A 26,726-nucleotide genomic window follows, 5' to 3' on the forward strand; every position below is an offset into this window, starting at 1 on the left:
CAATGGCAGCCTTTCTTTCAGAGATGTGACGCTAATACACGGGAGTTAACGTTCGTAAATGATTTCTACGCCTTCGTCGTCATCTTCATCCCAGTCATCATCCCAGTCGTCGTCAGCTTCAGCTTCCACTTCAGCCAGTTGTTCACGGTGATAGTCATCCCACATGAACTCAACTTTCTCTGGCGCAGCTTCTTCGATTGCCATGTGCTTAGGATTTTCATTGATGAATTTCATCACGTCCCAGCACAACGCGTTCACGCCTTCGCGGTTTGCGGCGGAAATCAGATAGTAATTACCTTCCCAACCCAAAGCATCGGCGATTGTTTTTGCACGTGCTTCCGCTTCTTCTTTTTCGATCAGGTCAACTTTGTTGAATACTAACCAGCGCGGCTTTTCAGCCAGCTTGGCATTGTATTGCTTCAACTCGTTGATGATGACTTTCGCATTTTCGATCGGATCAGATTCATCAATCGGTGCGATGTCGATCAGATGCAAAAGAACACGGCAACGCTCGAGGTGCTTCAGGAAGCGAATACCCAGACCTGCTCCTTCAGATGCCCCTTCAATCAGACCCGGGATATCTGCAACCACAAAGCTCTGCTCATGATCCATACGGACAACGCCCAGGCTCGGAACCAGCGTGGTAAACGGATAATCAGCAACTTTAGGTTTCGCCGCAGACACTGAACGGATAAATGTAGATTTACCCGCATTTGGCAGACCCAGCATACCAACATCAGCCAGAAGCATCAGTTCGAGTGCGATATCGCGCTCTTCACCTTTGGTGCCCATGGTTTTCTGACGCGGTGAACGGTTCACGGAAGATTTAAAGCGGGTGTTACCCAGCCCGTGGAAACCACCTTTCGCGACCATATTAACCTGACCATTTTGGGTCATGTCGGCCAGGACTTCACCCGTGCTTTGGTCGAGAACGCGCGTTCCGACAGGCACTTTAATGGTGATATCTTTACCGCGCTTACCGGTACAGTCGCTGCTCTGACCGTTAGTACCGCGCTCAGCACGATAAGATTTCACAAAGCGGAAATCGATCAGCGTATTGAGGTTCTCATCAGCAACCAGGTAAACATCGCCGCCATCACCACCGTCGCCGCCGTCAGGGCCGCCACGTGGAATGTATTTTTCGCGGCGGAAGCTGACGCACCCGTTACCGCCATCACCGGCCACAACCAGAATCGTGGCTTCATCAACAAACTTCATTTGTACCGTCTCCGTAAATCATTCGCCGGGCAGCTAAAGTTTAGCTACCAGGTTTTGCTCTGTCCGACGTGGCCACCAACGATGGCCAATTGCGGAAAACATTGCACCCGCCACCACCACAAATGCCCCAAGATAACCAATGAAATTAAGCACTGGTGCAGCAAAAAAGTCAGGCCAGGCAAGTGCCAATAAATCTGAAAATAGCAGGGTAAACAGCGGGGTCAGTGTCACAAGAGCACTGACCTGAGCAGCCTGCCATCTCGCCATCGCTTCCGCTAAGGCGCCATATCCTACTAAGGTATTCGCGCCGCAAAACAACAGACAGGCAAACTGCCAGCCGCTGAGCTGTGAAAGCACCGCCGGGCTGGCCAGCGGGAGCAATGCGATAGAACATAAAGTGTACAGCAAAAACAGGATTTGCGGTGAAGCCAGTTGACGCAACAATACCTTTTGCGCCACGCCGTATATCACCCAAACCGTTGCTGCCCCGACGCCCAAAATCACACCCAGGGTGTAATCCGTCAGACGGGTAAAAATCTCAATCAGGCTGGTATTAAAAAATAATATTAGCCCGAAGATTAACATACTGGCGCCAATGACCTGCGTAACACGCATCCTTTCTTTAAGGATGATCACGCTGGCCACCATCATACCGACAGGAGAAAGCTGACCGATTACCTGCGAGGCCGTCGGGCTGAGAAATTGCAGGGAAGAACTAAAAAGAACAAAGTTCCCCAGCAATCCGCAGGTGGCAATCAGGACTAAAACCAGCCAGCGTGGCCGGCTAAAAATCGCTTTCGGCGGCAATCTGCGTCTGGCAGCAAGAATACAACCCAACACAATGGCAGCCATAGAAAACCGATACCAGACTACCGTGAAGGGATCCATCACCACTAAAACCTGCTTCATGGCGATGGGCAAAGATCCCCAACTCATAGCAGTGATCAGCGCCAACATAATCCCAACCGGGGCCTGCGATTTCGTGTCCATATCCCGCCAGAATGGGCTAACCAGAATGTAAAAAGCCCCGCAACGAATTGCGGGGCTTACATCTATTTACTAAGACGCGAAAAACTTATTCAGCTTCGATGCTGATGTACTTACGGTTTTTCGGGCCTTTAACTTCGAACTTGACTTTACCGTCAGCCAAAGCAAACAGAGTGTGGTCCTTGCCGCAACCCACGTTGATACCAGCGTGGAATTTGGTGCCGCGCTGACGAACGATGATGCTGCCTGCCAGTACTGCTTCGCCGCCAAAGCGTTTTACGCCCAGACGTTTAGCTTCTGAATCGCGACCGTTACGTGTGGAGCCGCCAGCCTTTTTGTGTGCCATTGTTCCGCTCTCCTAATCTTAAGCGCTGATGCCGGTGATTTTAACGTCAGTGAACCACTGACGGTGGCCCTGCTGCTTACGATAGTGTTTACGACGACGAAACTTAACGATTTTGACCTTTTCGCCACGACCGTGAGCAACGACTTCAGCTTTAATTACACCGCCAGCAACTAAAGGCAGGCCGATGTTGATTTCTTCACCGTTTGCAATCATCAGAACCTGATCGAATTCGATAGCTTCGCCAGTTGCAACGTCCAGCTTCTCCAGACGAATAGTCTGGCCTTCGCTGACACGGTGTTGTTTACCACCACTTTGGAAAACCGCGTACATATAAAACTCCGCTTTCCGCGCACTCAACTTTGTATAGTCCAGAGGGCGCTATAAATATTCACAATAGGGCGCGAATTCTACGCAAAAAATCAGCATAAGACAAGAGCACAATGCCTACAAAAGAAGAAAAAAAGCGCAGTTCTTTCGATAGCATTTATCTACACTGTTTTTCAAGTACAATCCCCTTTACAGTTAGCGCCATGTGCCAATGTGAGCCAGATCTCATTGCGGTGAAGAGAACAACAGCCGAAAAAACACAATGAACCTAGAACAGATTATTGATCTTACCCAGGACGACATGGCTGCAGTCAACGCATCCATCCTTGAACAGTTGAATTCAGAGGTTTCTCTCATCAATCAACTGGGATATTACATCATCAGTGGCGGCGGCAAACGTATCCGCCCGATGATAGCAGTACTGGCAGCCAAAGCACTATCCTATGAGGGCGACAAACACGTAAAAGTCGCCGCTCTGATTGAGTTTATCCACACAGCCACGCTGTTGCATGACGACGTCGTTGATGAGTCTGATATGCGTCGAGGTAAAGCGACGGCTAATGCCGCATTTGGTAACGCAGCCAGCGTGCTTGTCGGTGATTTTATCTACACCCGGGCATTTCAAATGATGACTGATCTGGAATCGCTCCCTGTTCTTGCGCTGATGGCAAAAGCCGTGAATGTGATTGCAGAAGGTGAAGTTCAGCAATTGATCAACTGCAATGATCCGGACATCACTGAAGAAAGCTATATGCAGGTTATCTACAGCAAAACTGCGCGCCTGTTTGAAGCGGCATCTCAATCCTCTGCCATGCTGGCTGGCGGGAATGATGAGCAGATTAAAGCGTTGCAGGATTACGGCCGTTATCTCGGTACTGCATTTCAGCTGATTGACGATTTGCTCGATTATGATGCTGACGGTGAAACACTGGGCAAAAACACTGGTGATGATCTTGATGAAGGGAAACCGACGTTGCCGCTTCTGCATGCAATGAAGCACGGCAATGCTGAACAATCGGCCATGATTCGAAAAGCTATCGAAGAAGGAAACGGACGTCATTTACTGGAACCTGTTCTTGCCGCGATGCATCAATGGGGCTCACTGACGTATACCCGTCAGCGTGCTGAAGAAGAAGCCGATAAAGCCATTCAGGCACTGCAGGTTCTTCCTGAGTCTGAATATCGGGCCGCGCTCGAAGGTCTGGCTCATATGTCTGTAAAACGCGATTTCTGAACATACTCCGTCGTACCCGCAAGCAGGCGGGTACGACGGTCTTGTGCGATTAAGCCTCTCCCGGTTTGCGCAACCTGTTAAGCATTTCCGCCACACCTTCCCGCACGATAAAAGAAATCATCGTTTCCCGTTCCGGCTCCCTGAGTTGTTTATAACTTTCTATCCAAATCGCCAAAGGGTCCTGATGAGATGTATACACATATTCCGCTGAGTGTTCGTTCATGGCCAGACTCGCCACCGCACTGCCCGGTAAACTGTCGATGTGATATTCCACCGCCCGCCCCTGTACGCCTCGCCTGCGACGCTTTACCCAGCCTAATCTGCGGGCCATTCCATGCACACCCTGTGTGGATGTGGGAAGGCCTTCTTTTCCGGTCAATTCCTTTGCAGCAAACCACTCTTTTTTCATAACATTCCTTGTATTTCTTATATAAGAATAAGAAAGCTTGTTGTTATAGATTCATGACATGCAATTAATCATGATGTCCTTCCTGGCTGGTGAGCGTTTTTTTTAAAGATGGTATTAACACGTGTCATTTAGGAATACAGGTATTTAAAGAAAAGAAGATATTCAATTTTTCAGAATGCGTCTACTGCTGCTTTAAAAAGTTTCCATGAATTATATTCATCAAGAGTTGTTGAACCCAATAAAAAGGACTTTTTCAGAAAGTTATGAAAGCAATCTCTTTCAGAAACGCAATCACCACAATAAATATCATTAATAACATAACCTTACAGAAAAAATATTTCCCAGCCTGATACTAACCTCCCGCAATCAATCACTTTCCCCCTTAAGAATTTATTCATACATTACCAATACCAATGTAATTGCTAAAAATAACAACATTCCAATAACGCATCCTAATAAAATGTATTCAACAAATTCACTAAAAATCGAGACAAATCACAAAAAGCAAATTTAAATTACTTGTTTGTTTTAATGATAATAAGAATGTATTTTCGAAATAAGAGAATAGCTTATTATTCGGAAACATTGATGAGACTAACTAAAATTACAACAAGCACTCGAGGAATATATATTTTTGGCAATAGCCTCTTATAGCTTCTTATAATCTGTTTAACCCATAAGGAAAGATCATGACGGCAAATAATAAAGACTGGCACCAGGCGGATATCATTGCAGCGCTTCGTAAAAAAGGAACAACACTGGCTGCGGTTTCGCGTTCTGCAGGGCTGAGTTCCTCCACGCTTTCAAACGCATTATCAAGACCGTGGCCAAAGGGGGAATTGCTGATTGCCAGTGCGTTGGGTATTCATCCGTCGCTCATCTGGCCCAGCCGTTACTTTGATGCAAAAACATTAAAGATCATCGAACGTCGTTGCCGGCCGACTCCCGATACGCGCGTATAAAATCAAATATTCAGAAAAAAACCGCCAGATTTTTCTGGCGGCTCTTTGACTCAACGGCCTGCTTGTTGATGTCTGACTTAATGAGGACTTACTTATTAATGAACTGCTCGCCTAACTCGATATCTTTACGCAGGATATCTAACATTGAGTTCAGGGATTGCTGCTCAAAATGGCTGAGCTTGCCGATACTGATAAGCTCAGATACCCCTTCTTTACCCAGAAGAACAGGCTGCGCAAAGAAACGGGCATGCTCGCCTTTTCCTTCAACATAAGCACATTCAACCACATTGCTTTCACCTTGTAAGGCCCGGACCAGAGAAAGCCCGAAGCGTGCGGCGGCTTGTCCCATAGAAAGCGTGGCGGAACCGCCACCCGCTTTAGCTTCTACAACTTCCGTACCGGCGTTCTGAATACGCTTTGTCAGCGCTTCAACTTCGCTATCACTGAACGTGATTTCAGAAAGCTGAGATAACAGAGGAAGGATAGTCACCCCTGAGTGCCCGCCAATGACCGGCACTTCAACGTCTTCTGGCTGCTTACCTTTGAGTTCAGCAACGAAAGTGTTAGAGCGAATAGCATCGAGCGTTGTCACACCAAACAGTTTGTTTTTGTCGTATACACCTGCGTTTTTCAACACTTCAGCCGCAATCGCAACGGTCGTATTAACAGGATTGGTGATGATACCGATGCAGGCTTTCGGGCATGTACTGGCCACTTGCTGGATCAGATTGCGAACAATACCCGCATTCACGTTGAACAAATCAGACCGATCCATGCCGGGTTTACGGGCGACACCGGCAGAGATCAGGACGATGTCCGCGCCAACCAGAGCCGGCTTCGCATCTTCACCGCAAAAACCTTTGATTTTAACTGCGGTGGGGATATGACTGAGATCGACAGCGACACCCGGAGTAACCGGAGCGATATCATACAATGAGAGTTCGGAACCGGAAGGTAGCTGGGTCTTGAGCAGAAGCGCGAGGGCTTGACCGATACCGCCCGCAGCACCGAGAACTGCAACTTTCATCCTATACTCCTTTTTTATCATTAACTTATAAGTGTCGTGGAATTATTTTAGTGTGACCTTAATCACTTACGCTGTTAAAAACAATTGCTCACCTGCAGAGAAACTGAGGTTGGTCGTTTAGAAAGTAAAAAAAAACCTTTACGACGACCTTTTCCGGTCTTTTATGACTTTTTATCGGAAAGCGACATTATTAAAAGTAGCAGCACAAAACACACCAGGTTAATAAATGGTTAAATTCGCTCCAATGTTGAGAGCTGAATCGAGATCATCAGATTAAGGAAGGATTGAAGGCCTGATCTCGCCGTAATGCACAATTTTGGCATATCCATTACCTCTCCTTTTTATCCATAACGCCTGTGTTCCTTGCCGGATGCATAATTCGGGATCTGCATCTCTTGGTTCTGTTGCATAAAAATGCAATTATCTGCATAATCAACACAACTATGATACAGAGACCAGGGTGCAAAATGCGTAATCCTGCTAAACAGGAAGATTTAATCAAAGCCTTCAAAGCATTGTTGAAGGAAGAGAAATTCAGTTCTCAGGGGGAAATTGTTGCCGCACTTCAGGATGACGGTTTCGAAAATATCAATCAGTCAAAAGTCTCACGGATGCTGACCAAGTTTGGTGCTGTCAGAACCCGTAATGCGAAGATGGAAATGGTGTACTGCCTTCCTGCTGAGATTGGGGTGCCCACCACCACCAGCCCGCTGAAAAATCTGGTATTGGATATAGATCATAATGACGCGGTTGTCGTGATCCGCACCAGTCCGGGCGCGGCACAACTTATCGCGCGTTTACTTGACTCCCTGGGTAAATCAGAAGGGATCCTCGGCACGATTGCCGGCGATGACACCATCTTCACGACACCGGCCCGCAGCTTTAGCGTTAAGCAACTCCATGACGCGATACTCAGTCTGTTCGAGCAGGAACTGTAAATCCGCCTCATTTTGAACCTGCTGCAGCACCTTTTCTGTGCCAGAGGTCAGAAGAACACGCTTTCTGGCCTCCTCTTTACTACCTCCTTTCTGAATCACTGTTCCCTTTCAAGAGCATCTCGCAGTCATTCCTGTTAAATCCCTTAACAAGCACCACAACCACGTCACAGAAAGATCTCGACGATGTGATTCACTGCAAAAATAAGCACAAATAGCTACATTCACCCAATTTATTGATTTTACGAAAAATTAACACAAAAAGTCTATTTTTCACGCGTTTTTTATTCTTTTTAGTTATTAAAAATACACATAGGACACACATAGAAACCCAAATAACTATTAGCAAACTATTAATATTTACAGTTATTAGATGTATACTCATTTCCGTGGTGTGAAGCACCGGATATTGAAAACATAATAAAATCGACGAGGTCAAAATCATGAAAGTTAAAACTACAATCGCAACATTAAGCATTCTATCTGCCCTGTCATTTGGCGTTTTTGCAGCACAACCTGTAACACAGGAACAGGCTTCAAATCTGCAATCAACTGGTATGATCAGCGTGAGCGGCGTTGCCGGCGCACCTTCTGATATCCGTCAGGCATTGTCAGACAAAGCCGATGCCAAAGGCGCTAAAGCATTCCGTGTTATTGAAGTTCGTGAAGAAGGTAACTACCACGCGACCGCTGAAATTTACCAATAAGTTCGGGTAAACGTAGCGAAGGGGCCTGAATGAATCGGGCCCGCGCAATGCGCATCTGGACGGATTTGTCACTGCATCATCTGCGTTCCCGTAGGCTTTACGCACTCCTGAACCCGATATCACAGTTCTGATGAATCCAGACATCAATCGACGTTGCTCTCGAAATAATCTAACAACGTCAGTGAATTCAGGAAATTATCATGAAAATCATTACTACTATTGCCGCCCTTAGCCTGTTATCTGCTGTTTCTTTTGGTGCATCCGCCGCTCAGCTGGTGACTAATCAGCAGGCAGAAAATTTACAGCCTATGGGAACAATCAGCGTCAGCGGCGTCGATGGTGTTCCGACCGATATCCGCCAGCAACTGTCTGATAAAGCCGACAGTAAAGGCGCTAAATCTTTCCGCGTGATAGAAGCCCATAACGACGGCGCTTATCATGCAACCGCAGAAATCTATCAGTAAGATCCCTGAGTAAGTCCCTGATACAAAGCCACTGTTTGAGTATTTTGAATTAGCGTTACCGGGTTTCAACAGCCACTGTTCGAAGAAATACAGCGAAAATACACTGCGCTGTTGAGGCTGGAAGGAGAGCTGACACCGCCACTGCCTTGCTCTCCGGCTAACGATACCCTCGTCGTCCTGTCCGACGACACCCTTTGGCCCTCAATTTTTGAGGGCTTTTTTTTGCCTGAATGGCCTCAAAGAGTCATGTCCGTCGGTAAAAGGCAAAAAAAAAGCACAGCCGGAGCTGTGCCTGGTTCCATCAATTTACGGTTTTACAGCTCTTGCACAGCCTGCGCCTTGGCTGCCAGAGCCGCCAGCAGTTTGCCGTGAATGCCGCCGAAGCCGCCGTTGCTCATCACCAGAATATGGTCGCCCGGCTGGGAAGCCTTGATCACCATATCAACCAGCGAATCTACATCTGCGCTCCAGTGCGCTGGCTGAATACAATGTTCAGCCACTTCAGCCACCTGCCATGGAATATGCTGCGGTTGTAACAGGAAGACTTCGTCAGCACGACCCAGGGACGGTGCCAGTTCATTCTTACTCATCCCCATTTTCATGGTATTTGAACGAGGTTCGAGAACCGCAAGAATGCGCGCAGTCCCGCCAACTTTGCTGCGCAACGCAGAAAGCGTGGCCAGAATGGCTGTCGGATGGTGAGCGAAATCGTCGTACACGCTGACACCGTTTTCCACACCGCGAAGCTCCAGACGGCGGCGGGCATTGATAAATTCTCCGAGCGCTTTGCAGGCATCTTCCGGCTTAACGCCAACATGACGGGCAGCGGCGATCGCCATCAGTCCGTTATGCATGTTATGTTCGCCGACCAGATTCCAGTTAACCTGACCGACCACTTCGCCGTGCAGATAGACTTCGAAAGTGCTGGCGTCCGGCGTCAGTTTTTTCGCATCCCATGCACAATTTTCAGCTTCACCGGCAAATTCCTGCTCACTCCAGCATCCCATCGCCATGACCTGTTTCAGTGGTGTGTCGTGCTCTGGCAAAATAATTTTGCCTTTGCCCGGCACCAGACGCACCAGATGGTGGAACTGTTTCTGAATGGCCTTGAGATCGTCGAAGATATCAGCGTGATCGAACTCGAGGTTATTGAGCACCAGTGTACGCGGGCTGTAATGAACGAACTTGGATCGTTTATCAAAGAACGCGCAGTCGTATTCGTCGGCTTCAAGCACCATAAACGGACTGTTGCCAAGACGTGCAGAGACCTCGAAATTGCCCGGCACGCCGCCAATGACATAACCCGGCTCATAGCCGCAGGCCTCGAGGATCCACGTGACCATTCCCGCCGTCGTCGTTTTGCCGTGCGTACCCGCCACCGCAATAACCCAGCGTCCCGGAAGAACGTGATCGTGCAGCCATTGTGGCCCTGAAACATAAGGGATCCCCTGCTCCAGTACGGCCTCGACGCAAGGATTACCGCGCGTCATCGCGTTGCCGATAATCACCAGATCAGGGTGCGGATCGAGCTGTGCAGGATCGTAGCCCTGGATCAGGTTGATCCCCTGATTTTCCAGAAGCGTACTCATCGGTGGATAAACGTTGTCGTCCGAACCGGTGACCTGATGCCCCTGAGCACGAGCCAGCATCGCCAGCCCGCCCATAAACGTGCCGCAAATCCCAAGAATATGAATGCGCATATATTTTCCATTGATGCCTTTAAGTCAGCCGCTATTCTACCGCTCAGATTCCTCCAGAAGAAATGGATTTGCCTATGATTCGTCCATATATTTGGGCTAAACTGCCTCCGCTCTTGTGAAATTTTTATTAACGTACCGTTATCTATCCTCGATTCAGGGAAAGTGTCATGAAAACGTTAGGCGAATTTATTGTTGAAAAGCAGCAGGATTTTCCACATGCAACCGGTGAACTGACAGCGTTGCTTTCAGCGATAAAACTCGGCGCCAAAATCATTCACCGCGACATCAACAAAGCGGGTTTGGTTGATATTCTGGGCACCAGTGGTGCTGAGAATGTGCAGGGTGAAGTGCAGATGAAACTCGATCTGTACGCAAATGAAAAACTAAAAGCAGCCATGAAGGCGCGCGGTGAAATTGCCGGTATCGCGTCTGAAGAAGAAGATGAAATCGTCATTTTCGAGGGCGAACGCGCTGAAAATGCAAAATACGTCATTTTGATGGATCCGCTGGATGGTTCCTCCAACATCGACGTAAACGTCTCCGTCGGCACGATCTTCTCCATTTACCGTCGTACCACCCCGTTGGGCCAGCCGGTTACTGAAGCTGATTTCCTGCAACCGGGGAATCGTCAGGTTGCCGCAGGTTACGTCGTGTATGGTTCTTCAACCATGCTGGTGTACACCACTGGTGCTGGCGTTCATGCCTTTACTTACGATCCTTCTCTCGGTGTGTTCTGCCTTTCTCACGAAAAAGTCTGTTTCCCTAAAAAGGGCAACATGTACTCGATCAACGAAGGTAATTACATCAAGTTCCCTCTTGGCGTTAAAAAATACATCAAGTATTGCCAGGAGCAGGATGAAGCCACACAACGCCCTTACACTTCACGTTATATCGGCTCGCTGGTCGCAGACTTCCATCGTAACCTGCTGAAAGGCGGCATTTATATTTACCCAAGCACTGCCAGTCATCCGAACGGAAAACTGCGTTTGCTGTATGAATGCAACCCGATGGCTTTCCTTGCGGAGCAGGCCGGTGGTAAAGCCAGTGACGGTAAAAATCGTATTCTGGATATCGTTCCGCAAAAACTGCATGAACGTGCGCCGTTCTTTGTCGGTAACAGTTCAATGGTCGAAGATGCAGAACGCTTTATCGCGCAGTTCCCGGATGAATAATCAAACTTGCCTCAATAAAATCATCAAAGAATGAACGTGATACCTCTGTAACTTAGCAATACTCCAGAACGTAAAAAGGTGGCTTTTCAGCCACCTTTTCTTTATTCAGCCCGACGTTCAGAAATCAGAACTGACCTGCCCGGTTCAGCTTAAACACCGCCATGCTTTCAGCCAGCAACTGCGCCTGTTCTTCCAGAGAACGCGTGGCCGCTGTCGCCTGCTCTACCAGTGCCGCATTCTGCTGCGCCACCTGATCCATTTGGGTAATCGCCACGTTCACCTGTTCGATGCCATGAGTCTGCTCGGTGGTTGCGATAGATATTTCGCGCATCAGACTGGTCACGCGCGTCACTTCGCTGGAAATTTCCAGCATCGTATCGGCGGCTGATTTCACCATATCCGAACCCTCAGAAACGCGGCTTTCAGAGTCAACAATCAGCTCTTTGATTTCTTTAGCAGATTGCGCACTGCGTTGCGCCAGGCTACGCACTTCACCGGCTACCACGGCAAAACCACGCCCCTGTTCGCCCGCTCGCGCCGCTTCGACCGCGGCATTCAGCGCCAGAATATTGGTCTGGAATGCGATGCCGTCGATAACAGTAATAATGTCGCCAATGCGTTTCGAGCTGTCGGTAATGCCCTGCATTTTATCCATGACCTGATGCACGACTTCGCTGCCCTTACCGGCAATAACCGAAACGCTCTGCGCCAGCTGATTCGCCTGTTCGGAGTTCGCGGCATTCATACGCACGGTAGATGTCAGCTGTTCCATACTTGCTGCGGTTTCTTCCAGTGACGCAGCGGATTCTTCCGTGCGCTGCGCCAGATGCACGTTACCGGCAGCCAGTTCGCGGGAACCGACATCAATCTGATTTCCGGCATCGCGCACGCGACCGACCGACTCAACCAGAGAGTCCTGCATTTGTTTCATCGCTTTCAGCAAACGCCCCATCTCATTATTGCGGGAATCATCAATCTCATGAGTCAGGTCGCCTTTGGCGATAAATTCCAGCTGAGCGATAGAGAAATTCAGCGGATGCATGATGATTTTCTGCAAGGCAAACCACGCCAGCACCGCGATCGTTAGCGCAATGACGAAAGCCGCAACGATCACCGTCAGCTGGATACGTGCATTGGCGCGAGCCTGTTCGATGCGCTTGCTGGTGTTATCGACCGCATAAGCACGAAAATCTGCCAGCGCTTTGTCGTAAGCATTGCTGTAAGGCGTGATTTTATTTTCCAGCACATCGTAATAACCGTCTGCGCTTTGCGCCTGAAGCGCGGCCAGAATCGGGACTAAACCGTTAGCTTTATACGCGTCGTAGGTTTTCTTCACGGCGTCGGATAAATCTCTGCCCTGCTGAGTTTCATCCTGAATGCTGACAAATTTTGCCAGATCGGTATCAGCCTGTTTGATATAACCGGCAATGCGATCGGCAGTCATTTTGGCATCATCCATCATGCCGATTTCCAGCTGGCGTACAGCCACACCGCTGGCAACGCGCGTGCGCAGTGAGAAACTGTAGCTGTCGGCCAGTGAACCAAGTTCATCACCCTGAAGCTGATTAATCTTTTGCAGGGAAGTCGCACTCTGCCTGATAGCATTGGCACCCAGCACGCTAACCAGCAGTAAAATCAACGTCATAAATACCAGCAAACCGATCAGACCGGCTTTTACGCTCAACTTATTCAACATACGATGTTATCCAGCCATTCAGGTGAAAAGAGATACTTCCGGTGAGGTAGGGATCAGGTGATTCCTGATTTTTTGTTTGAATATTGTTATCGGCAACGGACTGAATTTCTTGATAAGAAAAGTAAAAACAGGCAGTTACACGGTAAAGCGTCGGATGAGTAAATTTTACTGCCACCGCTGAGGATTTTGACGACCTTCAGCAGCAGGTCGTGCCGGAAAAAGCGCTAAGAGGTTCTGACGAAAAGGGCGGGAAATCGCGGGAGAGTTGGCTATAATGTGCGGCACTCTATTCCTGGTTCAACGAAGGAAACCAACAATGAGCTTACTGAATGTCCCGGCGGGCAAAGAACTGCCAGAAGATATCTATGTCGTTATCGAAATCCCTGCAAACGCAGATCCAATCAAGTACGAAGTGGATAAAGATACCGGCGCGCTGTTTGTAGACCGTTTCATGTCAACTGCGATGTTCTATCCGTGCAACTACGGTTACATCAACCACACTCTGTCTCTGGATGGCGACCCGGTTGACGTTCTGGTTCCAACGCCATACCCGCTGCAACCAGGTTCTGTGATCCGCTGCCGCCCTGTCGGTATGCTGAAAATGACCGACGAAGCCGGTGAAGATGCGAAACTGGTTGCTGTTCCGCACACCAAACTGAGCAAAGAATACGATCACATTAAAGATGTGAACGACCTGCCAGAACTGCTGCGCGGCCAGATCACCCACTTCTTCGAGCAATACAAAGCGCTGGAAAAAGGCAAATGGGTAAAAGTTGACGGTTGGGCTGACGCTGCTGCAGCAAAAGCTGAAATCGTGACTTCTTTCGAACGCGCTAAAAACAAATAAGCTTTCAGCTATTTGAATAACTGCCGTTTAAAAGAAAAAAACACCGCCAGATGGCGGTGTTTTTTTATGTATTAAGCGTTGTCAGACAACGATTATTTTTAGACGACCTTGCTCAGATCACTCACTGACCGCTTCGTTACGCTTTACCCAGTCTCCACCTGCTATTCTCGGCACACCATCCAGTGAGCGAATGTAGAGGTAAATCCAGGCGCTGCCATACGGTGTCGAAATCAGCTCACGACGGTAATCCTTGGTGTTACTTTTAAGCTCATCCAACTCCGCCAGTATTGACGAGGTAATGCGGTAAACTTCGCAATAGACTTTGCCTTCCCCTGGTATAACAGCAGGATAGTGGCCCAGATTATACAGGGCATACCCTTCCAGCTCATGGTCACCCAACCATTGAGCATTCGTCATCCAATGACTGTTGCCTTGCTTGCGTCGCAGACTACCGTAAACAATTATTCGCATGTTTATATTCGTATAGTAAAAGTCACATGAATTAAAACTCAAACTGATAGAGCAAATCCAATGCCTGATCGATGCCTGATACAGCCTGCAGGTAAAGCTTTGGCATCAACCGGTAGCGCAGAGTCAGAGTCGCCAGTGAGTCGAATATTCCAACACCATATTTCACCTGTAATCCTGGTAAAACATAACCACTGACTACGACCTGAGAACTGTCTCCCACGCCCTGAGTATCCAGCGCCAGATTGCTGACACCGAATGCCTCGCCGATTTTACCCACAAGTTTACCACTTTGCGCAACCCCTAACCCGATAAGAGCGGAGGTCATTGCGCCACTGTCACCGCCAGAATTGTCTAATCCCTGCCCGCGAAGCAGGTAGGACAAGGCTTCCTGCTGCGACATCGCCGGATCTGAGAATATTTCAAGTTTAGGCGCATCAGCCTCACCTGTAACCCTCAACCCCGCCACCACGTCGTTCTCTGTCGCTTCCGGGTTACGGATCGCCTCCAGATTCAGCAACGGTTGATCCGCTGGTCCGGAGAACAGCATCTGGCCTTTACGCACAATCAAGTCTTGCCCGTAAGCGTGGAAGCGCCCGGACGGAATATTAATTTGTCCGTTCAGCCCCAGACCGCGACTGTCCTGCGCCACTTTAAGTGCGCCTTCAAGACGCGCTTTCAGACCGAATGCATCGAGGCGAACATCTTTCCCAATATTCACCATCAGGTTGCTGTTGATCGGAATAGACGCTGACTTTGGCGCAATCGGCTGACGCTGATCGTTAAGCATCACTTCATCCGATGAAACCCCTACCGCGCTTTCCGGCAATTCCTGCACCGTAATTCGCGCCCACGGAATATCAACGGTTCCGTTAAGCGAGAACAGCTGCGGTGTGGCATCAAACACTAAATCCGGTGAAACGTCCAGACGCACCATCGGCGGCACCGAAACACGTACTTTGTTGCCCCGCGCTGCAATACGCGCCCGCCAGGCATTAAGCTCACTCCAGTCGGCGTTACCGTTCAGTTCCAGCTGGCCCTGCGCGGTTTTAATTACCCCTTCCATGATGGATGACATGCCGTTGAAATTAATGCCGATATTGGCGTCAGTGATATCAAACGGCATAAACTGCGCGTCGAAATCGACACCGGTCAGCGCCAGCTTGCCAAACACCAGCGGTTTCTGTGCATTCCCGCCGAGCCGCAGATTGGCATTCAGAATACCCGACGCTTTTTCGCCGTCCATCAGCGCCGGTTGCAGTAAGGCCATGGAAATACGGGCGATATTCACATTACCGCTAAGATTACGTTTGCCCTGCGGATCGGCAATCTGAATGCTGCCATCCAGCTGGCCGTTATTAGTTATCCTGATTAACCAGTCGAGATTCGCACGGCCATTGTTCAGCCCGGCACTCAGGTTCAGCGTGTCGAAGGCGACAGGCAGCGGACTGCCCTGCACCAGTTGCTGAACCTTCACGCCTTTACCCACCAGTGAGACGCTGGCCTGTGGCAGACCGCCCTCAGCTTTCCAGCTCACATCCGCTTTACCGCTGAACACACCGTTCAGCTGTGTATCATCGGTGAGGAAAGGTTTGACCATCGCCAGATCAAAGCGGTTGAGCACAACGCTCGCCTGCCCGCTGGCACCGGCATCAATGGTTTTCGGCACACACAAATCCGCATTCGGGTTTTGCCAGCAGTGCGGTCCGACAGTGAGGCGTTGTTCTTTGTTGAAGTAATCCAGCGCAATAGAACGGTTGAGGCGCCACTGCCCGACCGGCGTATCAAATAACGTATTGGTGATACTGCCTTTCCACTCTTCGGTTGCACGGTCAAAACTGCCGCTTAACGCCAGGCGACCGGACACCGGTTTACCGTCGACTTTCAGCGTCAGCTGATGCTGTTTCTCGTTACCTTTGGCATCGAGATTAATATCGGTGATATCCAGCGCATCCTGTTTAAGTTGCTGAACGCGCACGGCAAGATTGCCCTGGATCTGATCGGTTGAGCTGACGTCGCCTTTGATATCCACGCGACGCACCGTCAGTGCCTGCCACTTCAGTCCGGTGGCGGTCAGATCCGCCAGCAGCTTCGGCGCTTTAAGATCACCGCGCAGTTGCAACATCCCTTTCACCACGCCGCCCAGTCCCGGCAGTGCGCCGTCAAGATGTGGCGCATCCACTTTGGCATCGAGGTTCCAGGTGTCGCCTAGCGTGCCCTTCACATCCAGATTGTTGCGCCCCAGTTCAAGGTGCAGTTGCGGAATATCCCACTGCCCGTAACTGTTTCCGCGCACGTTACCTTGTGCTTTGACGGCGTTTTGCTTGACGTTCCCGGTCAGATCCAGCACCGGCACCTGCATCTGCCACGTGCCGCCATACAGACTGCCGCGTGTGGTGATCTTGCCCTGCAACTTCGCAGGCCAGTCCGGATACTGTTTCGCGGTATTGATGCCGGTCAGCTTCAGTTCACTGTTCCAGCTGATGGCTTTACTCCAGTCCACCACGCCGGTCAGATCGGTATTCCCTTCCAGCGCCGCAAGGCGCAGCAGCGTCAGTTTGAACTGCTCCACATTGCCTTTACCGTCAAGTGTCAGAGTGGCGGGTGGGATCTGATCACCTTTGAAATCTGAACGCAGCGAAAGCGCATAATCGGTCGCTTTACCGCTGAAATTAAGTTTGAAGCCTTTCACCTGATACTGCGGTGTGCCGGTCAGCGGCCATTGCAGCGCGTCGCTGGTAAGTTTCAGATCCAGCGGCAGACCGGCTTCTGCCAGCTGAGTTTCCAGCGCCAGCTGCGCACGAACCGGGCCGGAAAGATTCAGGCCAACATCCAGTTTGTCGCGTAATCCGCCACCCACTTTCAGTTTGATCTTCTCCCCCTTCAGCGGGTCGATATTCACTGCGGTGTTAATCGTCAGATCCACCGGCCAGTTTTGATTGAGCGTCGCCTGCCCCGTGCCATCGACAGAACCCTGAGCAGAGCGCACCATCAGTTTATCCAGCTTAACCTGCTGATCCTGCGTGCTGGCCTTCAGTTCAAAACGGGTGATCAGCACATCGGTATCACCGGTCAGCCGCAGGTTTTCACCGAGGATTTGCTGAATATCCAGATCGACCGGCAAACGGAAATCGGGTAAATCAGGCAGCAGCGGTTTGGCAAACATCTCCTGCAATGTTTCACCCAGCGGTTTCTCCGGTACCACCACCGGCGGCTCAGCCGGTTTGCCCGTCGCTTTCTCCACGGCTTTGTCCTGCGCGGCCTGCACCACTTCCGGCAGCGGATTGACCGGCGTTTTTGGCAACGCAATCAGTAATCCGCCGATACGTGTTGGCATCAGCTGAATGGCACGGCCTTCCCAGTGTGCGCCGGTGCGGAATGACGCCAGCGAAATCGCCCGATCATCCAGCGTGATATTAATATTATCCAGCGTCAGCAGACGGAGAGTGATGGGATACGGCGTGCTGAGATTAGTCAGTGGCTCGCTGTTTTCCGGCTCCGGCTGAGCCGCAGCGGGCGTCATCTCTTTGGTGTTCACCACCACGTTGACGTCTTTTACCCGCAACGCATTGACGCACAGCGCACTGTTTTTCAGACACGAGAAATCGAGGGAAAGATGGAACTCTCCGGCTTTCACATCCACGCCCGGCATTTCGTAATGCACGCCTTTGAGCGTCAGATCGCGCCAGCCGCCTTCCGTGCTGGCGATGTTCAGCCCTGGCACAAAGCGGTTCGCGCCATTGATCATCAGATGCAGACCGGTTTGCGTCCCGACAAGGAAAGCCACCAGGCTGATTAACAGCACCAGGAAGATCAGGAAACCCAGACAGATTTTCTTAAATAAACTCATAATTCCGGACCCAAGCCGATGTAAAACTGCAATCCATGCTCATCTTTGTCGCCGACAGGTGCGGCAACATCTAATTTCACCGGGCCTATCGGTGAAGCCCAGCGCACACCCACCCCCGCGCCGGTTTTGAAATCGTTTTGTGTGATGTCGTTAACTGCTTCGCCGGAATCGACAAACACCGCGCCCCACCATTTTCCGGTCACGTTGTATTGGTACTCCACCGAACCGGTACCCAGATAGGACGCACCGGTCAGCTTGCCTTCATCATCACGCGGGGAAATGGATTTATATTTGTAGCCGCGAATACTGCGGTCACCCCCGGCGAAGAAACGCAGGGATGGCGGCACGCGCTCGAAGTCATTGGTTTCAATCCAGCCGAGATTGCCGCGAAACACAAAGCGGTGTTTATCCGCCAGCGTGCGGATCCAAACGTTTTGCGCCTGAATCACGGCGAAATCGACGTCAGATCCCCACGTGGTATCAGACACATCGAGAGAATAACGCTGGGAATCGCCCCAGGTCGGCATCAGGCCGCCGCGCTGACGCGTACGGTTGAGGCTCACACCCGGATAAATCAGCATAGTCGTGTTGGTCACGCTACCCTGCGTAAAGTGGTCAAGGCTCCAGCGCAGGTTCACTGCATGCTGCCAGCCGCTTGAGAGATCCCAATAACGCGCCAGATTGACGGTGGTGGAATCCGAGTTGGTATCGTTGAGATCTTCGCGTTTGAAGCCACCCTGCACCAGGTAATATTGCTCCAGCGGCGATTTAAGCAGCGGAATTTTATAACTAAGATCTAAAGACTGCTCAGGGCCAGACAGTGTGGTGGAGGTTTCAAAACTCTGACCGCGATCGTTAACCCATGGTTTTTTCCAGTTGGCCGTTACGCGCGGGCCAATATCCGTCGAATAACCGACACCGGTTTCGATGGTATTTTCGGTACGCGGCGACACCACCGCATTGAGCGGCAAGGTTTTTGTGGCTTTGGCATCAGTAAAATCTGGAGACACGACCACAGAGTTAAACCAGCCGGTTGCGGACAGGCGGCGGTTAAGCTCAGCCAGTTGCGCCGTGGTGTAATAATCACCCTTATGGAATGGCACCAGATTTTGCAGATACTCGTCGCGGATCTGTGATCCCTGATAATGAACGTCGCCGAAGCGGTAACGCTCGCCGCTGTCGAACTGAATATCCCAGAACGCTTTATGTTCATCTTCAATCACGCCGAGCTGGCTCTTGCGCATGTTGGCATCAAAATAGCCTTTACGCAGCGCAATCCCGGTCAGCGAGCTTTTAAAATTGTCGTAAGTCCCGTGGTTTAAAATCGTCCCGACCGCAGGCACATCACGCTTTTTAAGCTGTTCGAATTCATTATCTTTATCCGCCTGCCCTTCAATCACCACGCTGGTACCGGCGATTTTCACCGGTGTTCCCGGCGTGACTTTGGCAATCAGAACCGGACGCCCCGGCGGGGGTGTCTCGCGATAATCAAAATCGATCGTCGGGGAATAATAGCCCAGCGGCCGTAATCCCTGCTGGATCGCCGCACTGACACGCGCGCGGAACCGGCCATTAGCGCCGACTTCATCGCTTTGAATAGAAGATAAACGAACGCGGACGTTCTTTTCCAAATCGCCATCCAGGCCTTCCAGCTGCAAACGCACCTTCGCTGCCATGGAAAGTGAGGGGGCCAGCAGTACCAATAACAAACCCAGTTCACGATATCGTGGCACACGCACTCCTGCTAATTTTACTGTCCTGTTAAAATATCAGATGCCCGCCGGAGAATATCTGCTCGTCTTTGGCAGATTCATCTTCAGAAGCTCAGATGAAAGCAGTTTAGTGCTAATCCCCTGAAAATGTTCAACGACGAAGCAACGTTCCCCATATTGTGTGCAAAGACGCAATCAGATACAACTAACACTGGCCTGTTGGTCATGGTTATTCTTAAGGCCACTTTGTTACAAACCTTGTTCATTTAAGCAACAACTGGAGTTTTCCGTGGTGCAACTTTCCGATAAAACGCAGCCTGTCACGCAGGCAGACGCGTTACCTGGCCGTACAACCCCGATGCCAGTGGCAACTATTCATGCAGTAAATGAACATTCAATGACGCATGTTCCTGACAACATGGAAGTCGCGATTTTTGCGATGGGCTGCTTCTGGGGCGTAGAGCGTTTGTTCTGGCAACAGGAAGGGGTTTACAGCACAGCAGCCGGTTACAGCGGCGGTTTCACCCCTAATCCGACCTACCGCGAAGTGTGTACCGGCCAGACCGGTCATGCGGAAGTGGTGCGCGTGGTGTTTGATCCGGCGGTGATCAGTTATGCGAAGCTGTTGCAGATTTTTTGGGAAAACCACGATCCGGCTCAGGGCATGCGCCAGGGCGGGGATATCGGCACGCAATATCGCTCAGGATTGTACGTACTGAGCGCAGAGCAGCAAGATCAGGCGCTGGCCAGTCTGGCGAGTTTCCAGCAGGCGATGGACGAAGCGAACGATAAGCGCACCATCACCACGGAAATCACCGAAGCCCTGCCGTTCTATTATGCTGAAGACGAACATCAGCAATACCTGTTTAAAAATCCGGAAGGTTACTGCGGATTAGGCGGGATTGGCGTCTGTCTGCCACCTCAATAATGCGGGATTTTTAAGCGCTGGCGGCGGTCTCAGTGCTGCTGCTATACTATGCGGGTCACAAATGTGACCCTTTAAAACTATTTTCTGGCAATTATCTTTGTTTTTCATCCTTACGCTTTTTTCTTCTGAACAGCTTTTTAGTCGTTCTAATAAAATGATGTTCATTTAAGCAACAAAAATAATGAGTGCCTTTCCCTGCCGGTTCAGCCCGGTGTTAAACGGATAGATTATGTTAAACAGTATTTTACTGATTCTTCTACTTATCGCGATCAGTGCCTTTTTCTCGCTGTCTGAGATATCGCTGGCCGCTTCCCGCAAAATAAAGCTTAAACAGTTGGCAGACGAAGGAAACGTCAATGCCTCCCGCGTAATGAAATTACAGGAAACGCCTGGCCTGTTCTTTACCGTGGTGCAGATTGGCCTGAATGCCGTCGCCATCCTCGGGGGTATCGTAGGTGATGCCGCATTCTCCCCTGCGTTCCAGACGTTCTTTATTCGCTTTATGTCGCCTGAAATGGCGGATCAAGTCAGCTTTATCTGTTCCTTCGTTCTGGTCACCAGCCTGTTCATTCTGTTTGCTGACCTCACACCGAAGCGCATCGGTATGATTTCACCTGAGACGGTTGCCGTTCGTATAGTCAACCCGATGCGTTTCTGCCTGATGATTTGCCGCCCGATGGTGTGGTTCTTCAACGGTATGGCGAACATGATTTTCCGCCTGTTTAAACTGCCGATGGTGCGTAATGACGACATTACGTCTGACGACATCTACGCCGTGTTTGAAGCCGGCGCTCTGGCGGGTGTACTGCGTAAGCAGGAACATGAACTGATTGAAAACGTATTCGAACTCGAATCGCGTACCGTCCCTTCTTCGATGACCTCGCGTGAAAGCGTGATTTATTTTGATCTGCGGGAAAGCGAAGAAAGTATCAAAGAGAAAATCGCCACCCATCCGCATTCGAAATTCCTGGTGTGTGACGGTCATATTGATCAGGTGGTCGGGTATGTCGATTCCAAAGACTTACTGAACCGCGTGCTGGGCAATCAGAGTTTAATGCTGAGCAGCGGCGTGCAAATCCGCAACGCGCTGATCGTGCCGGATACGCTGACGCTTTCTGAAGCGCTGGAAAGCTTCAAAGCCGCTGGCGAAGACTTTGCCGTTATCCTGAACGAATATGCGCTGGTGGTCGGTATTATCACGCTCAATGACGTGATGACGACGCTGATGGGCGACCTGGTCGGTCAGGGTATGGAAGAACAGATTGTGGCCCGTGACGAGCATTCCTGGCTGATTGAAGGCGGTACACCCATCGAAGACGTGATGCGTGTGCTGCATATCGAAGAATTCCCGCAGTCCGGCAACTACGAAACCATCGGCGGCTTTATGATGTTTATGTTGCGTAAAATCCCGAAACGTACGGACTTCGTGAAATTCTCCGGCTACAAATTTGAAGTGGTGGATATCGACAGCTATAAGATTGATCAGCTACTGGTCACGCGAATTGTCGATCAGCCTGCGACACCGCTGCTGCCTAAAACGCCGCAGGAAATTAAAGATGAGCAGAAGGCTCAGGCTCAGTAATCGGCCCCCTCGGTAAACAGACCTTCAGTAAAAAGTTCCGGATTCTGAAAACACTAACGGCCCCATCGGGGCCGTTTTTTTGCGCAAGCTGCAAAGTGGCAGCGACAACGCGCGGGGCGTTTAACCCATTTCTGCCTGTAAATGCGTAACCTGCCGGTTAACTTCAGACATCACGCTAAAGTGGCGCTTATCGCGTACCTTTGGCAACAGGATCTTGCCTTGGTCGAATTCGAATGCGCCGACGTCCTTGATATACAAACGTCCACGAAACAGTGTCTTAACGTACTTTGCGACTTTCATCGGATTGTAACGCTGGAAGATTCTCATTTTTCTCTTTTACTCCGTTAAATCACTGCATGTACCGGCCACGTCGCAAGGCGACAGATACCGGGACCAAAAAGTGTAGTGCAGTGAAGAGACTTATAACATAGCAGGGCAGTCAGGTATTGCCAGTGGATTTAACTGCTTTTACATTGCTTTTCAGTATTGTCTTAAGTCTTGACGTTCTGCAGCAGTATAACCCTGCTTTATGTGGCAATTTTGTAACCAGCAACACAATTTTAACATCTCAACAGGACAGACCACTTCAGCGATCCTATGATTGGCTGAACCGTTCATTTGTGCCCCGGAGAATCTATGCTTTTAAGAAGTCTTTTTGTGATCACTTTTGTGACATTTTCGTTTTTCGCTTCCGCCCACAATTTTACTGTCGGCCAGCGCCTGGCTCCGGTTGGCGTAGACGACAAAGGCGAACTGAATGACGTTAATGACACCTTCAGTTACAACAAATGGAACAGCGCGAAGCTGCCGGGAAAAGTGCGTATCGTGCAGCACATGGCGGGCAGAAGCAGCGCCAAGGCGTTGAACGAACCGCTGATCACCGCCATCAGAGCCGCAAATTTGCCGCATGACCGTTATCAGACGACCACCATCGTTAATACCGACGACGCCATTATCGGCACCGGCATGTTTGTGCGTAAAAGCATTGAAAGCGGCAAACGTGAATTCCCGTGGTCGCAGATAATTATCGACAGCAACGGCACGGTAAAAAAGGCCTGGGAACTGCAACCGGAAAGTTCAGCGGTGGTGGTGCTGGATAAAAACGGGGTAATTAAATTCGCCAAAGATGGCCAGTTGTCACCGCAGGAAGTTCAGCAGGTGATTACGCTGGTAGATAAGCTGGTCAAAGAATAAAACGCGAAAACCCCGGTCGCAAAACCGGGGGATGACATCAGAATAAAGAGACCCGGAAGCCCGGATTGAGGAAGGATTCACGCGGGGTGTAGGTCAGCGTCTGACCTTTCCAGTCATGCACCTGTGCGCCGGCGGCCAGCGCAACCGCGTGCCCTGCTCCGGTATCCCAGATGTTGGTTGGCCCGAAGCGCGGATAAAGTTGCGCCGCGCCTTCTGCGACCAGACAGAATTTCAGCGATGAACCAATCGCTACCGTCTGATGCTCGCCCAGCTGTGCGAGGTAATCCTGCAATTCAGGGTCATTGCTGAAATGCGAACGGCTGACCACTACCAGCGGCGGATACGCTTCTTTCACTTCAATCTGCTGACGCGCGCCCTGCTCTTCCTTCCAGGCTTTGCCTTCTGCCGCGCTGTACATCACTTTGGTCACCGGCACGTACACCACGCCCAGCACCGGAACACCGTCTTCGATCAGCGCGATATTTACCGTGAATTCACCATTACGCTTGAGGAATTCTTTGGTGCCATCCAGCGGATCGACCAGCCAGTAACGCGTCCAGTTCTGGCGTTCGCTCCAGCTTTGCGGATCTTCTTCCGACAGTATCGGCGTTTGTGGATCCAGTGCTTTCAGACCTGCTTTAATCACGTTATGTGCCGCGATATCGGCGGCGGTCACCGGCGAGTCATCCTGTTTATGACGCGCATCCAGCGGCTGTTCGCCATCGTATACAGCCATGATCGCATCGCCTGCGTCGCGCGCTAACTGACAAATTTGCTCTAACATCTTTTACCTCAGTGCTTTGATTCTCATTCCTCAAGCCTAGTTTTTTTTGCCGCGAATAGCCATCCCGTCATGTTAACGCGTCATAAAGCCGTTACATCTCACATTTATTTATGACAACTGATTACATTCTCAGCAAATTTTGAGATACATATCCGGTTTTTCTTTTCCGGGCATCATCCCTTTCTCTGGAGGCAAGGCAATGAATAAGCGTCATCTGACGTTATCCCTGCTGGCGACACTGACGGCGGCATCCGTTCAGGCGTCACAGGTGGATCTGCGCATCATGGAAACCACGGATCTTCACAGCAACATGATGGACTTCGATTACTACAAAGATAAACCGACCGATAAATTCGGTCTGGTGCGCACCGCCAGCCTGATCCACGCGGCGCGTAACGAAGTCACCAACTCAGTGTTAGTCGATAACGGCGACATCATTCAGGGCAGCCCGCTGGGCGATTACATGGCGGCGAAAGGCCTGAAGCAGGGCGACGTTCATCCGGTGTATCTGGCGATGAATACGCTGAATTATGCGGTCGGTAACCTGGGCAATCACGAATTTAACTACGGCCTGGATTACCTGAAAAAAGCACTGGCCGGGGCGAAATTCCCTTACGTGAACGCCAACGTGATTGATGATAAAACCGGGAAGCCGCTGTTCACGCCGTTCCTGATCACCGATAACGCAGTCAAAGACCGCGACGGTAAAACCCATAATCTGCGCATCGGCTATATCGGTTTTGTGCCGCCGCAAATCATGGTCTGGGACAAAGCCAATTTGCAGGGCAAAGTGACCGTCGCGGATATCACCGAGACGGCTAAAAAGTGGATACCGGAAATGCGCAAACAAGGCGCCGACATTATTGTCGCCATTCCGCACTCCGGCCTGTCGGGCGATCCGTACAAAACCATGGCGGAAAACTCGGTCTATTACCTGAGCCAGGTAAAAGGCATCGACGCCATTATGTTCGGCCATGCCCACGCCGTTTTCCCGAGTGAGGAATTCGCCAGTATCAAAGGGGCGGACATCAAACAAGGTACGCTGAATGGCGTCCCTGCCGTGATGCCGGGCATGTGGGGCGACCATCTGGGCGTCGTCGATATGGTGCTCAGTAACGACGATGGGCACTGGAAAGTCGAGACAGCCAAAGCCGAAGCGCGCCCGATTTACGACAAAGAGCAGAAGAAATCACTGGCGGCGGAAGATCAGGATTTAGTCAAGGTTCTGGCGCCGTCACATGACGCCACTCGCGAGTTTGTCAGTAAGCCGATCGGTAAATCTAACGACAACATGTACAGCTATCTGGCACTGGTTCAGGATGACCCGACGGTGCAAATCGTCAATAACGCCCAGAAAGCCTATACCGAGCATTTCATTCAGGGTGATCCGGATTTAGCCGATTTGCCGGTGCTTTCTGCGGCCGCGCCGTTTAAAGTCGGCGGTCGTAAAAACGATCCGGCCAGCTTTGTGGAAGTAGAAAAAGGCGAACTGACTTTCCGTAACGCGGCGGATTTATATCTGTATCCGAATACGCTGGTGGTGATGAAAGTCACCGGTCAGGAAGTCAAAGACTGGCTGGAATGCTCCGCCGGCCAGTTTAATCAGATTGACGTTAACAGCACCAAACCGCAGTCACTGATTAACTGGGATGGTTTCCGTACTTATAATTTTGACGTCATCGACGGCGTGAATTATCAGATTGATGTCAGCCAGCCTGCGAAATTCGACGGTGAATGTACGCTGATTAATAAAGATGCGGAACGCATCAAAAACCTGACCTACAACGGTAAGCCGATTGACCTGAAAGCGACCTTCCTGGTTGCCACGAATAACTACCGTGCGTACGGTGGAAAATTCGCGGGTACCGGCGATAAGCACATCGCCTTTGCTTCACCGGATGAAAACCGTTCCGTGGTCGCGGCCTATATCAGTGCCGAAACGAAAAAAGCGGGTGCAGTCACGCCAACCGCTGATAACAACTGGAAGCTGGCACCGATTAAAGCATCACAGCCTCTGGACATTCGTTTCGAAACATCGCCTGGCGAGAAAGCGGCAAACTTCATCAAAACTCACGCCCAGTATCCGATGACGGCTAAAGGTCCGGACGCTGTGGGTTTCGAGATTTATCAGGTCGATTTACAAAAATAATCTGAGATTCATACGTAAAAAAGGGCGC

General features: G+C 50.4%; 24 protein-coding genes. 11 read left to right on the plus strand and 13 right to left on the minus strand.

Translation table 11 applies throughout. The annotated features are described in order from the left end of the window. Positions 1-45: 45 nt before the first annotated feature. The 4 genes from cgtA to rplU form a co-directional block, all read right to left on the minus strand. Complete coding sequence (cgtA, locus tag CKQ54_RS00935; protein WP_120162403.1) at positions 46-1,218, minus strand: Obg family GTPase CgtA; 1,173 nt, start codon at positions 1,216-1,218, stop codon at positions 46-48. A gap of 33 nt (positions 1,219-1,251) precedes the next feature. Continuing rightward, complete coding sequence (locus tag CKQ54_RS00940) at positions 1,252-2,208, minus strand: DMT family transporter (protein WP_120162404.1); 957 nt, start codon at positions 2,206-2,208, stop codon at positions 1,252-1,254. An 85-nt stretch (positions 2,209-2,293) separates the two neighbouring features. Next, positions 2,294-2,551, minus strand: coding sequence for a 50S ribosomal protein L27 (rpmA, locus tag CKQ54_RS00945; protein ID WP_013573805.1), 258 nt, complete (start codon positions 2,549-2,551; stop codon positions 2,294-2,296). Between the two features lie 18 nt (positions 2,552-2,569). Further along, positions 2,570-2,881, minus strand: a complete 312-nt coding sequence (gene rplU, locus CKQ54_RS00950) for a 50S ribosomal protein L21 (RefSeq protein WP_013573804.1) — start codon at positions 2,879-2,881, stop codon at positions 2,570-2,572. Positions 2,882-3,140: 259 nt separating this feature from the next. Here rplU and ispB point away from each other — a divergent pair, with 259 nt between their 5' ends. After that, positions 3,141-4,112 carry an octaprenyl diphosphate synthase gene (gene ispB / locus CKQ54_RS00955; protein WP_112286803.1) on the plus strand — a complete coding sequence of 324 codons (972 nt, stop codon included), beginning with the start codon at positions 3,141-3,143 and terminating at the stop codon, positions 4,110-4,112. A gap of 49 nt (positions 4,113-4,161) precedes the next feature. On the opposite strand, the gene CKQ54_RS00960 is transcribed toward ispB, so the two are convergent. Beyond that, a complete protein-coding gene (locus tag CKQ54_RS00960; protein ID WP_112286804.1) occupies positions 4,162-4,521 on the minus strand; it encodes a DNA-binding protein in 360 nt (119 codons plus the stop codon). Positions 4,522-5,210: 689 nt separating this feature from the next. Between CKQ54_RS00960 and CKQ54_RS00965 the strand changes: the two genes are divergently transcribed. Continuing rightward, positions 5,211-5,483, plus strand: a complete 273-nt coding sequence (locus CKQ54_RS00965) for a helix-turn-helix domain-containing protein (protein ID WP_120162405.1) — start codon at positions 5,211-5,213, stop codon at positions 5,481-5,483. A gap of 88 nt (positions 5,484-5,571) precedes the next feature. On the opposite strand, the gene mdh is transcribed toward CKQ54_RS00965, so the two are convergent. Beyond that, positions 5,572-6,510, minus strand: a complete 939-nt coding sequence (mdh, locus tag CKQ54_RS00970) for a malate dehydrogenase (RefSeq protein ID WP_120162406.1) — start codon at positions 6,508-6,510, stop codon at positions 5,572-5,574. Between the two features lie 467 nt (positions 6,511-6,977). Between mdh and argR the strand changes: the two genes are divergently transcribed. From argR to yhcN (CKQ54_RS00985), 3 genes are all read left to right on the plus strand, one after another. Then, positions 6,978-7,448: a transcriptional regulator ArgR gene (argR, locus tag CKQ54_RS00975; RefSeq protein ID WP_120162407.1), complete on the plus strand. Its 471-nt coding sequence runs from the start codon at positions 6,978-6,980 to the stop codon at positions 7,446-7,448. A 440-nt stretch (positions 7,449-7,888) separates the two neighbouring features. Then, positions 7,889-8,152, plus strand: a complete 264-nt coding sequence (gene yhcN / locus CKQ54_RS00980) for a peroxide/acid stress response protein YhcN (protein WP_112286808.1) — start codon at positions 7,889-7,891, stop codon at positions 8,150-8,152. Between the two features lie 200 nt (positions 8,153-8,352). Then, positions 8,353-8,616 (plus strand): peroxide/acid stress response protein YhcN, encoded by a 264-nt coding sequence (gene yhcN / locus CKQ54_RS00985; protein WP_112286809.1) that lies wholly within the window; start codon positions 8,353-8,355, stop codon positions 8,614-8,616. 314 nt (positions 8,617-8,930) lie between these two features. Here the strand turns inward: yhcN (CKQ54_RS00985) and mpl are convergent, their stop codons facing one another. After that, positions 8,931-10,316 carry a UDP-N-acetylmuramate:L-alanyl-gamma-D-glutamyl-meso-diaminopimelate ligase gene (mpl, locus tag CKQ54_RS00990; RefSeq protein ID WP_120162408.1) on the minus strand — a complete coding sequence of 462 codons (1,386 nt, stop codon included), beginning with the start codon at positions 10,314-10,316 and terminating at the stop codon, positions 8,931-8,933. Between the two features lie 167 nt (positions 10,317-10,483). Here mpl and fbp point away from each other — a divergent pair, with 167 nt between their 5' ends. After that, positions 10,484-11,488 carry a class 1 fructose-bisphosphatase gene (gene fbp / locus CKQ54_RS00995; RefSeq protein ID WP_112286811.1) on the plus strand — a complete coding sequence of 335 codons (1,005 nt, stop codon included), beginning with the start codon at positions 10,484-10,486 and terminating at the stop codon, positions 11,486-11,488. Between the two features lie 124 nt (positions 11,489-11,612). On the opposite strand, the gene CKQ54_RS01000 is transcribed toward fbp, so the two are convergent. Beyond that, the gene (locus tag CKQ54_RS01000) at positions 11,613-13,184 is read right to left on the minus strand and encodes a methyl-accepting chemotaxis protein (RefSeq protein ID WP_120162409.1); all 1,572 of its coding nucleotides are present in this window, start codon (positions 13,182-13,184) and stop codon (positions 11,613-11,615) included. Between the two features lie 316 nt (positions 13,185-13,500). Between CKQ54_RS01000 and ppa the strand changes: the two genes are divergently transcribed. After that, positions 13,501-14,031, plus strand: coding sequence for an inorganic diphosphatase (gene ppa, locus CKQ54_RS01005; RefSeq protein WP_013573791.1), 531 nt, complete (start codon positions 13,501-13,503; stop codon positions 14,029-14,031). 117 nt (positions 14,032-14,148) lie between these two features. Here the strand turns inward: ppa and CKQ54_RS01010 are convergent, their stop codons facing one another. From CKQ54_RS01010 to tamA, 3 genes are read right to left on the minus strand one after another with little or no spacing between them, the layout of a single operon-like run. Continuing rightward, complete coding sequence (locus tag CKQ54_RS01010; RefSeq protein WP_112286813.1) at positions 14,149-14,502, minus strand: gamma-glutamylcyclotransferase family protein; 354 nt, start codon at positions 14,500-14,502, stop codon at positions 14,149-14,151. 31 nt (positions 14,503-14,533) lie between these two features. Continuing rightward, positions 14,534-18,349 carry an autotransporter assembly complex protein TamB gene (tamB, locus tag CKQ54_RS01015; RefSeq protein ID WP_120162410.1) on the minus strand — a complete coding sequence of 1,272 codons (3,816 nt, stop codon included), beginning with the start codon at positions 18,347-18,349 and terminating at the stop codon, positions 14,534-14,536. Then, positions 18,346-20,025: an autotransporter assembly complex protein TamA gene (gene tamA / locus CKQ54_RS01020; protein WP_279630525.1), complete on the minus strand. Its 1,680-nt coding sequence runs from the start codon at positions 20,023-20,025 to the stop codon at positions 18,346-18,348. Before tamA ends, tamB begins: the two co-directional genes overlap by 4 nt. A gap of 328 nt (positions 20,026-20,353) precedes the next feature. Between tamA and msrA the strand changes: the two genes are divergently transcribed. Together msrA and paeA are read left to right on the plus strand one after the other, a co-directional pair. Next, entirely contained in the window at positions 20,354-20,989 is a 636-nt protein-coding gene (gene msrA, locus CKQ54_RS01025) for a peptide-methionine (S)-S-oxide reductase MsrA (RefSeq protein WP_153062839.1), read from the plus strand. A gap of 229 nt (positions 20,990-21,218) precedes the next feature. Next, complete coding sequence (gene paeA / locus CKQ54_RS01030; protein WP_112286816.1) at positions 21,219-22,571, plus strand: polyamine export protein PaeA; 1,353 nt, start codon at positions 21,219-21,221, stop codon at positions 22,569-22,571. Between the two features lie 120 nt (positions 22,572-22,691). On the opposite strand, the gene CKQ54_RS01035 is transcribed toward paeA, so the two are convergent. Further along, a complete protein-coding gene (locus tag CKQ54_RS01035) occupies positions 22,692-22,898 on the minus strand; it encodes a DUF1107 domain-containing protein (RefSeq protein ID WP_013573785.1) in 207 nt (68 codons plus the stop codon). A 309-nt stretch (positions 22,899-23,207) separates the two neighbouring features. Between CKQ54_RS01035 and CKQ54_RS01040 the strand changes: the two genes are divergently transcribed. After that, a complete protein-coding gene (locus CKQ54_RS01040; RefSeq protein WP_120162412.1) occupies positions 23,208-23,765 on the plus strand; it encodes a YtfJ family protein in 558 nt (185 codons plus the stop codon). 37 nt (positions 23,766-23,802) lie between these two features. On the opposite strand, the gene cysQ is transcribed toward CKQ54_RS01040, so the two are convergent. After that, a complete protein-coding gene (cysQ, locus tag CKQ54_RS01045; RefSeq protein WP_120162413.1) occupies positions 23,803-24,549 on the minus strand; it encodes a 3'(2'),5'-bisphosphate nucleotidase CysQ in 747 nt (248 codons plus the stop codon). Positions 24,550-24,748: 199 nt separating this feature from the next. On the opposite strand from cysQ, the gene CKQ54_RS01050 reads away from it, so the two are divergent. Next, positions 24,749-26,698, plus strand: a complete 1,950-nt coding sequence (locus tag CKQ54_RS01050) for a bifunctional 2',3'-cyclic-nucleotide 2'-phosphodiesterase/3'-nucleotidase (RefSeq protein ID WP_120162414.1) — start codon at positions 24,749-24,751, stop codon at positions 26,696-26,698. Positions 26,699-26,726 lie beyond the last annotated feature (28 nt).

This window comes from Rahnella variigena, assembly GCF_003610915.1.
GTDB lineage: Bacteria > Pseudomonadota > Gammaproteobacteria > Enterobacterales > Enterobacteriaceae > Rahnella > Rahnella variigena.

Coding starts and splice junctions, on each gene's coding strand:
- fbp (WP_112286811.1), top strand. CDS start 10,484: ATGAAAACGTTAGGCGAATTTATTGTTGAAAAGCAGCAGGATTTTCCA.
- CKQ54_RS01010 (WP_112286813.1), bottom strand. CDS start 14,502: ATGCGAATAATTGTTTACGGTAGTCTGCGACGCAAGCAAGGCAACAGT.
- argR (WP_120162407.1), top strand. CDS start 6,978: ATGCGTAATCCTGCTAAACAGGAAGATTTAATCAAAGCCTTCAAAGCA.
- paeA (WP_112286816.1), top strand. CDS start 21,219: ATGTTAAACAGTATTTTACTGATTCTTCTACTTATCGCGATCAGTGCC.
- tamB (WP_120162410.1), bottom strand. CDS start 18,349: ATGAGTTTATTTAAGAAAATCTGTCTGGGTTTCCTGATCTTCCTGGTG.
- cysQ (WP_120162413.1), bottom strand. CDS start 24,549: ATGTTAGAGCAAATTTGTCAGTTAGCGCGCGACGCAGGCGATGCGATC.
- CKQ54_RS01040 (WP_120162412.1), top strand. CDS start 23,208: ATGCTTTTAAGAAGTCTTTTTGTGATCACTTTTGTGACATTTTCGTTT.
- CKQ54_RS00960 (WP_112286804.1), bottom strand. CDS start 4,521: ATGAAAAAAGAGTGGTTTGCTGCAAAGGAATTGACCGGAAAAGAAGGC.
- CKQ54_RS01035 (WP_013573785.1), bottom strand. CDS start 22,898: ATGAGAATCTTCCAGCGTTACAATCCGATGAAAGTCGCAAAGTACGTT.
- ppa (WP_013573791.1), top strand. CDS start 13,501: ATGAGCTTACTGAATGTCCCGGCGGGCAAAGAACTGCCAGAAGATATC.
- mdh (WP_120162406.1), bottom strand. CDS start 6,510: ATGAAAGTTGCAGTTCTCGGTGCTGCGGGCGGTATCGGTCAAGCCCTC.
- rpmA (WP_013573805.1), bottom strand. CDS start 2,551: ATGGCACACAAAAAGGCTGGCGGCTCCACACGTAACGGTCGCGATTCA.
- CKQ54_RS00940 (WP_120162404.1), bottom strand. CDS start 2,208: ATGGACACGAAATCGCAGGCCCCGGTTGGGATTATGTTGGCGCTGATC.
- rplU (WP_013573804.1), bottom strand. CDS start 2,881: ATGTACGCGGTTTTCCAAAGTGGTGGTAAACAACACCGTGTCAGCGAA.
- tamA (WP_279630525.1), bottom strand. CDS start 20,025: ATGGCAGCGAAGGTGCGTTTGCAGCTGGAAGGCCTGGATGGCGATTTG.
- yhcN (WP_112286809.1), top strand. CDS start 8,353: ATGAAAATCATTACTACTATTGCCGCCCTTAGCCTGTTATCTGCTGTT.
- CKQ54_RS01000 (WP_120162409.1), bottom strand. CDS start 13,184: ATGTTGAATAAGTTGAGCGTAAAAGCCGGTCTGATCGGTTTGCTGGTA.
- CKQ54_RS01050 (WP_120162414.1), top strand. CDS start 24,749: ATGAATAAGCGTCATCTGACGTTATCCCTGCTGGCGACACTGACGGCG.
- ispB (WP_112286803.1), top strand. CDS start 3,141: ATGAACCTAGAACAGATTATTGATCTTACCCAGGACGACATGGCTGCA.
- CKQ54_RS00965 (WP_120162405.1), top strand. CDS start 5,211: ATGACGGCAAATAATAAAGACTGGCACCAGGCGGATATCATTGCAGCG.
- yhcN (WP_112286808.1), top strand. CDS start 7,889: ATGAAAGTTAAAACTACAATCGCAACATTAAGCATTCTATCTGCCCTG.
- mpl (WP_120162408.1), bottom strand. CDS start 10,316: ATGCGCATTCATATTCTTGGGATTTGCGGCACGTTTATGGGCGGGCTG.
- cgtA (WP_120162403.1), bottom strand. CDS start 1,218: ATGAAGTTTGTTGATGAAGCCACGATTCTGGTTGTGGCCGGTGATGGC.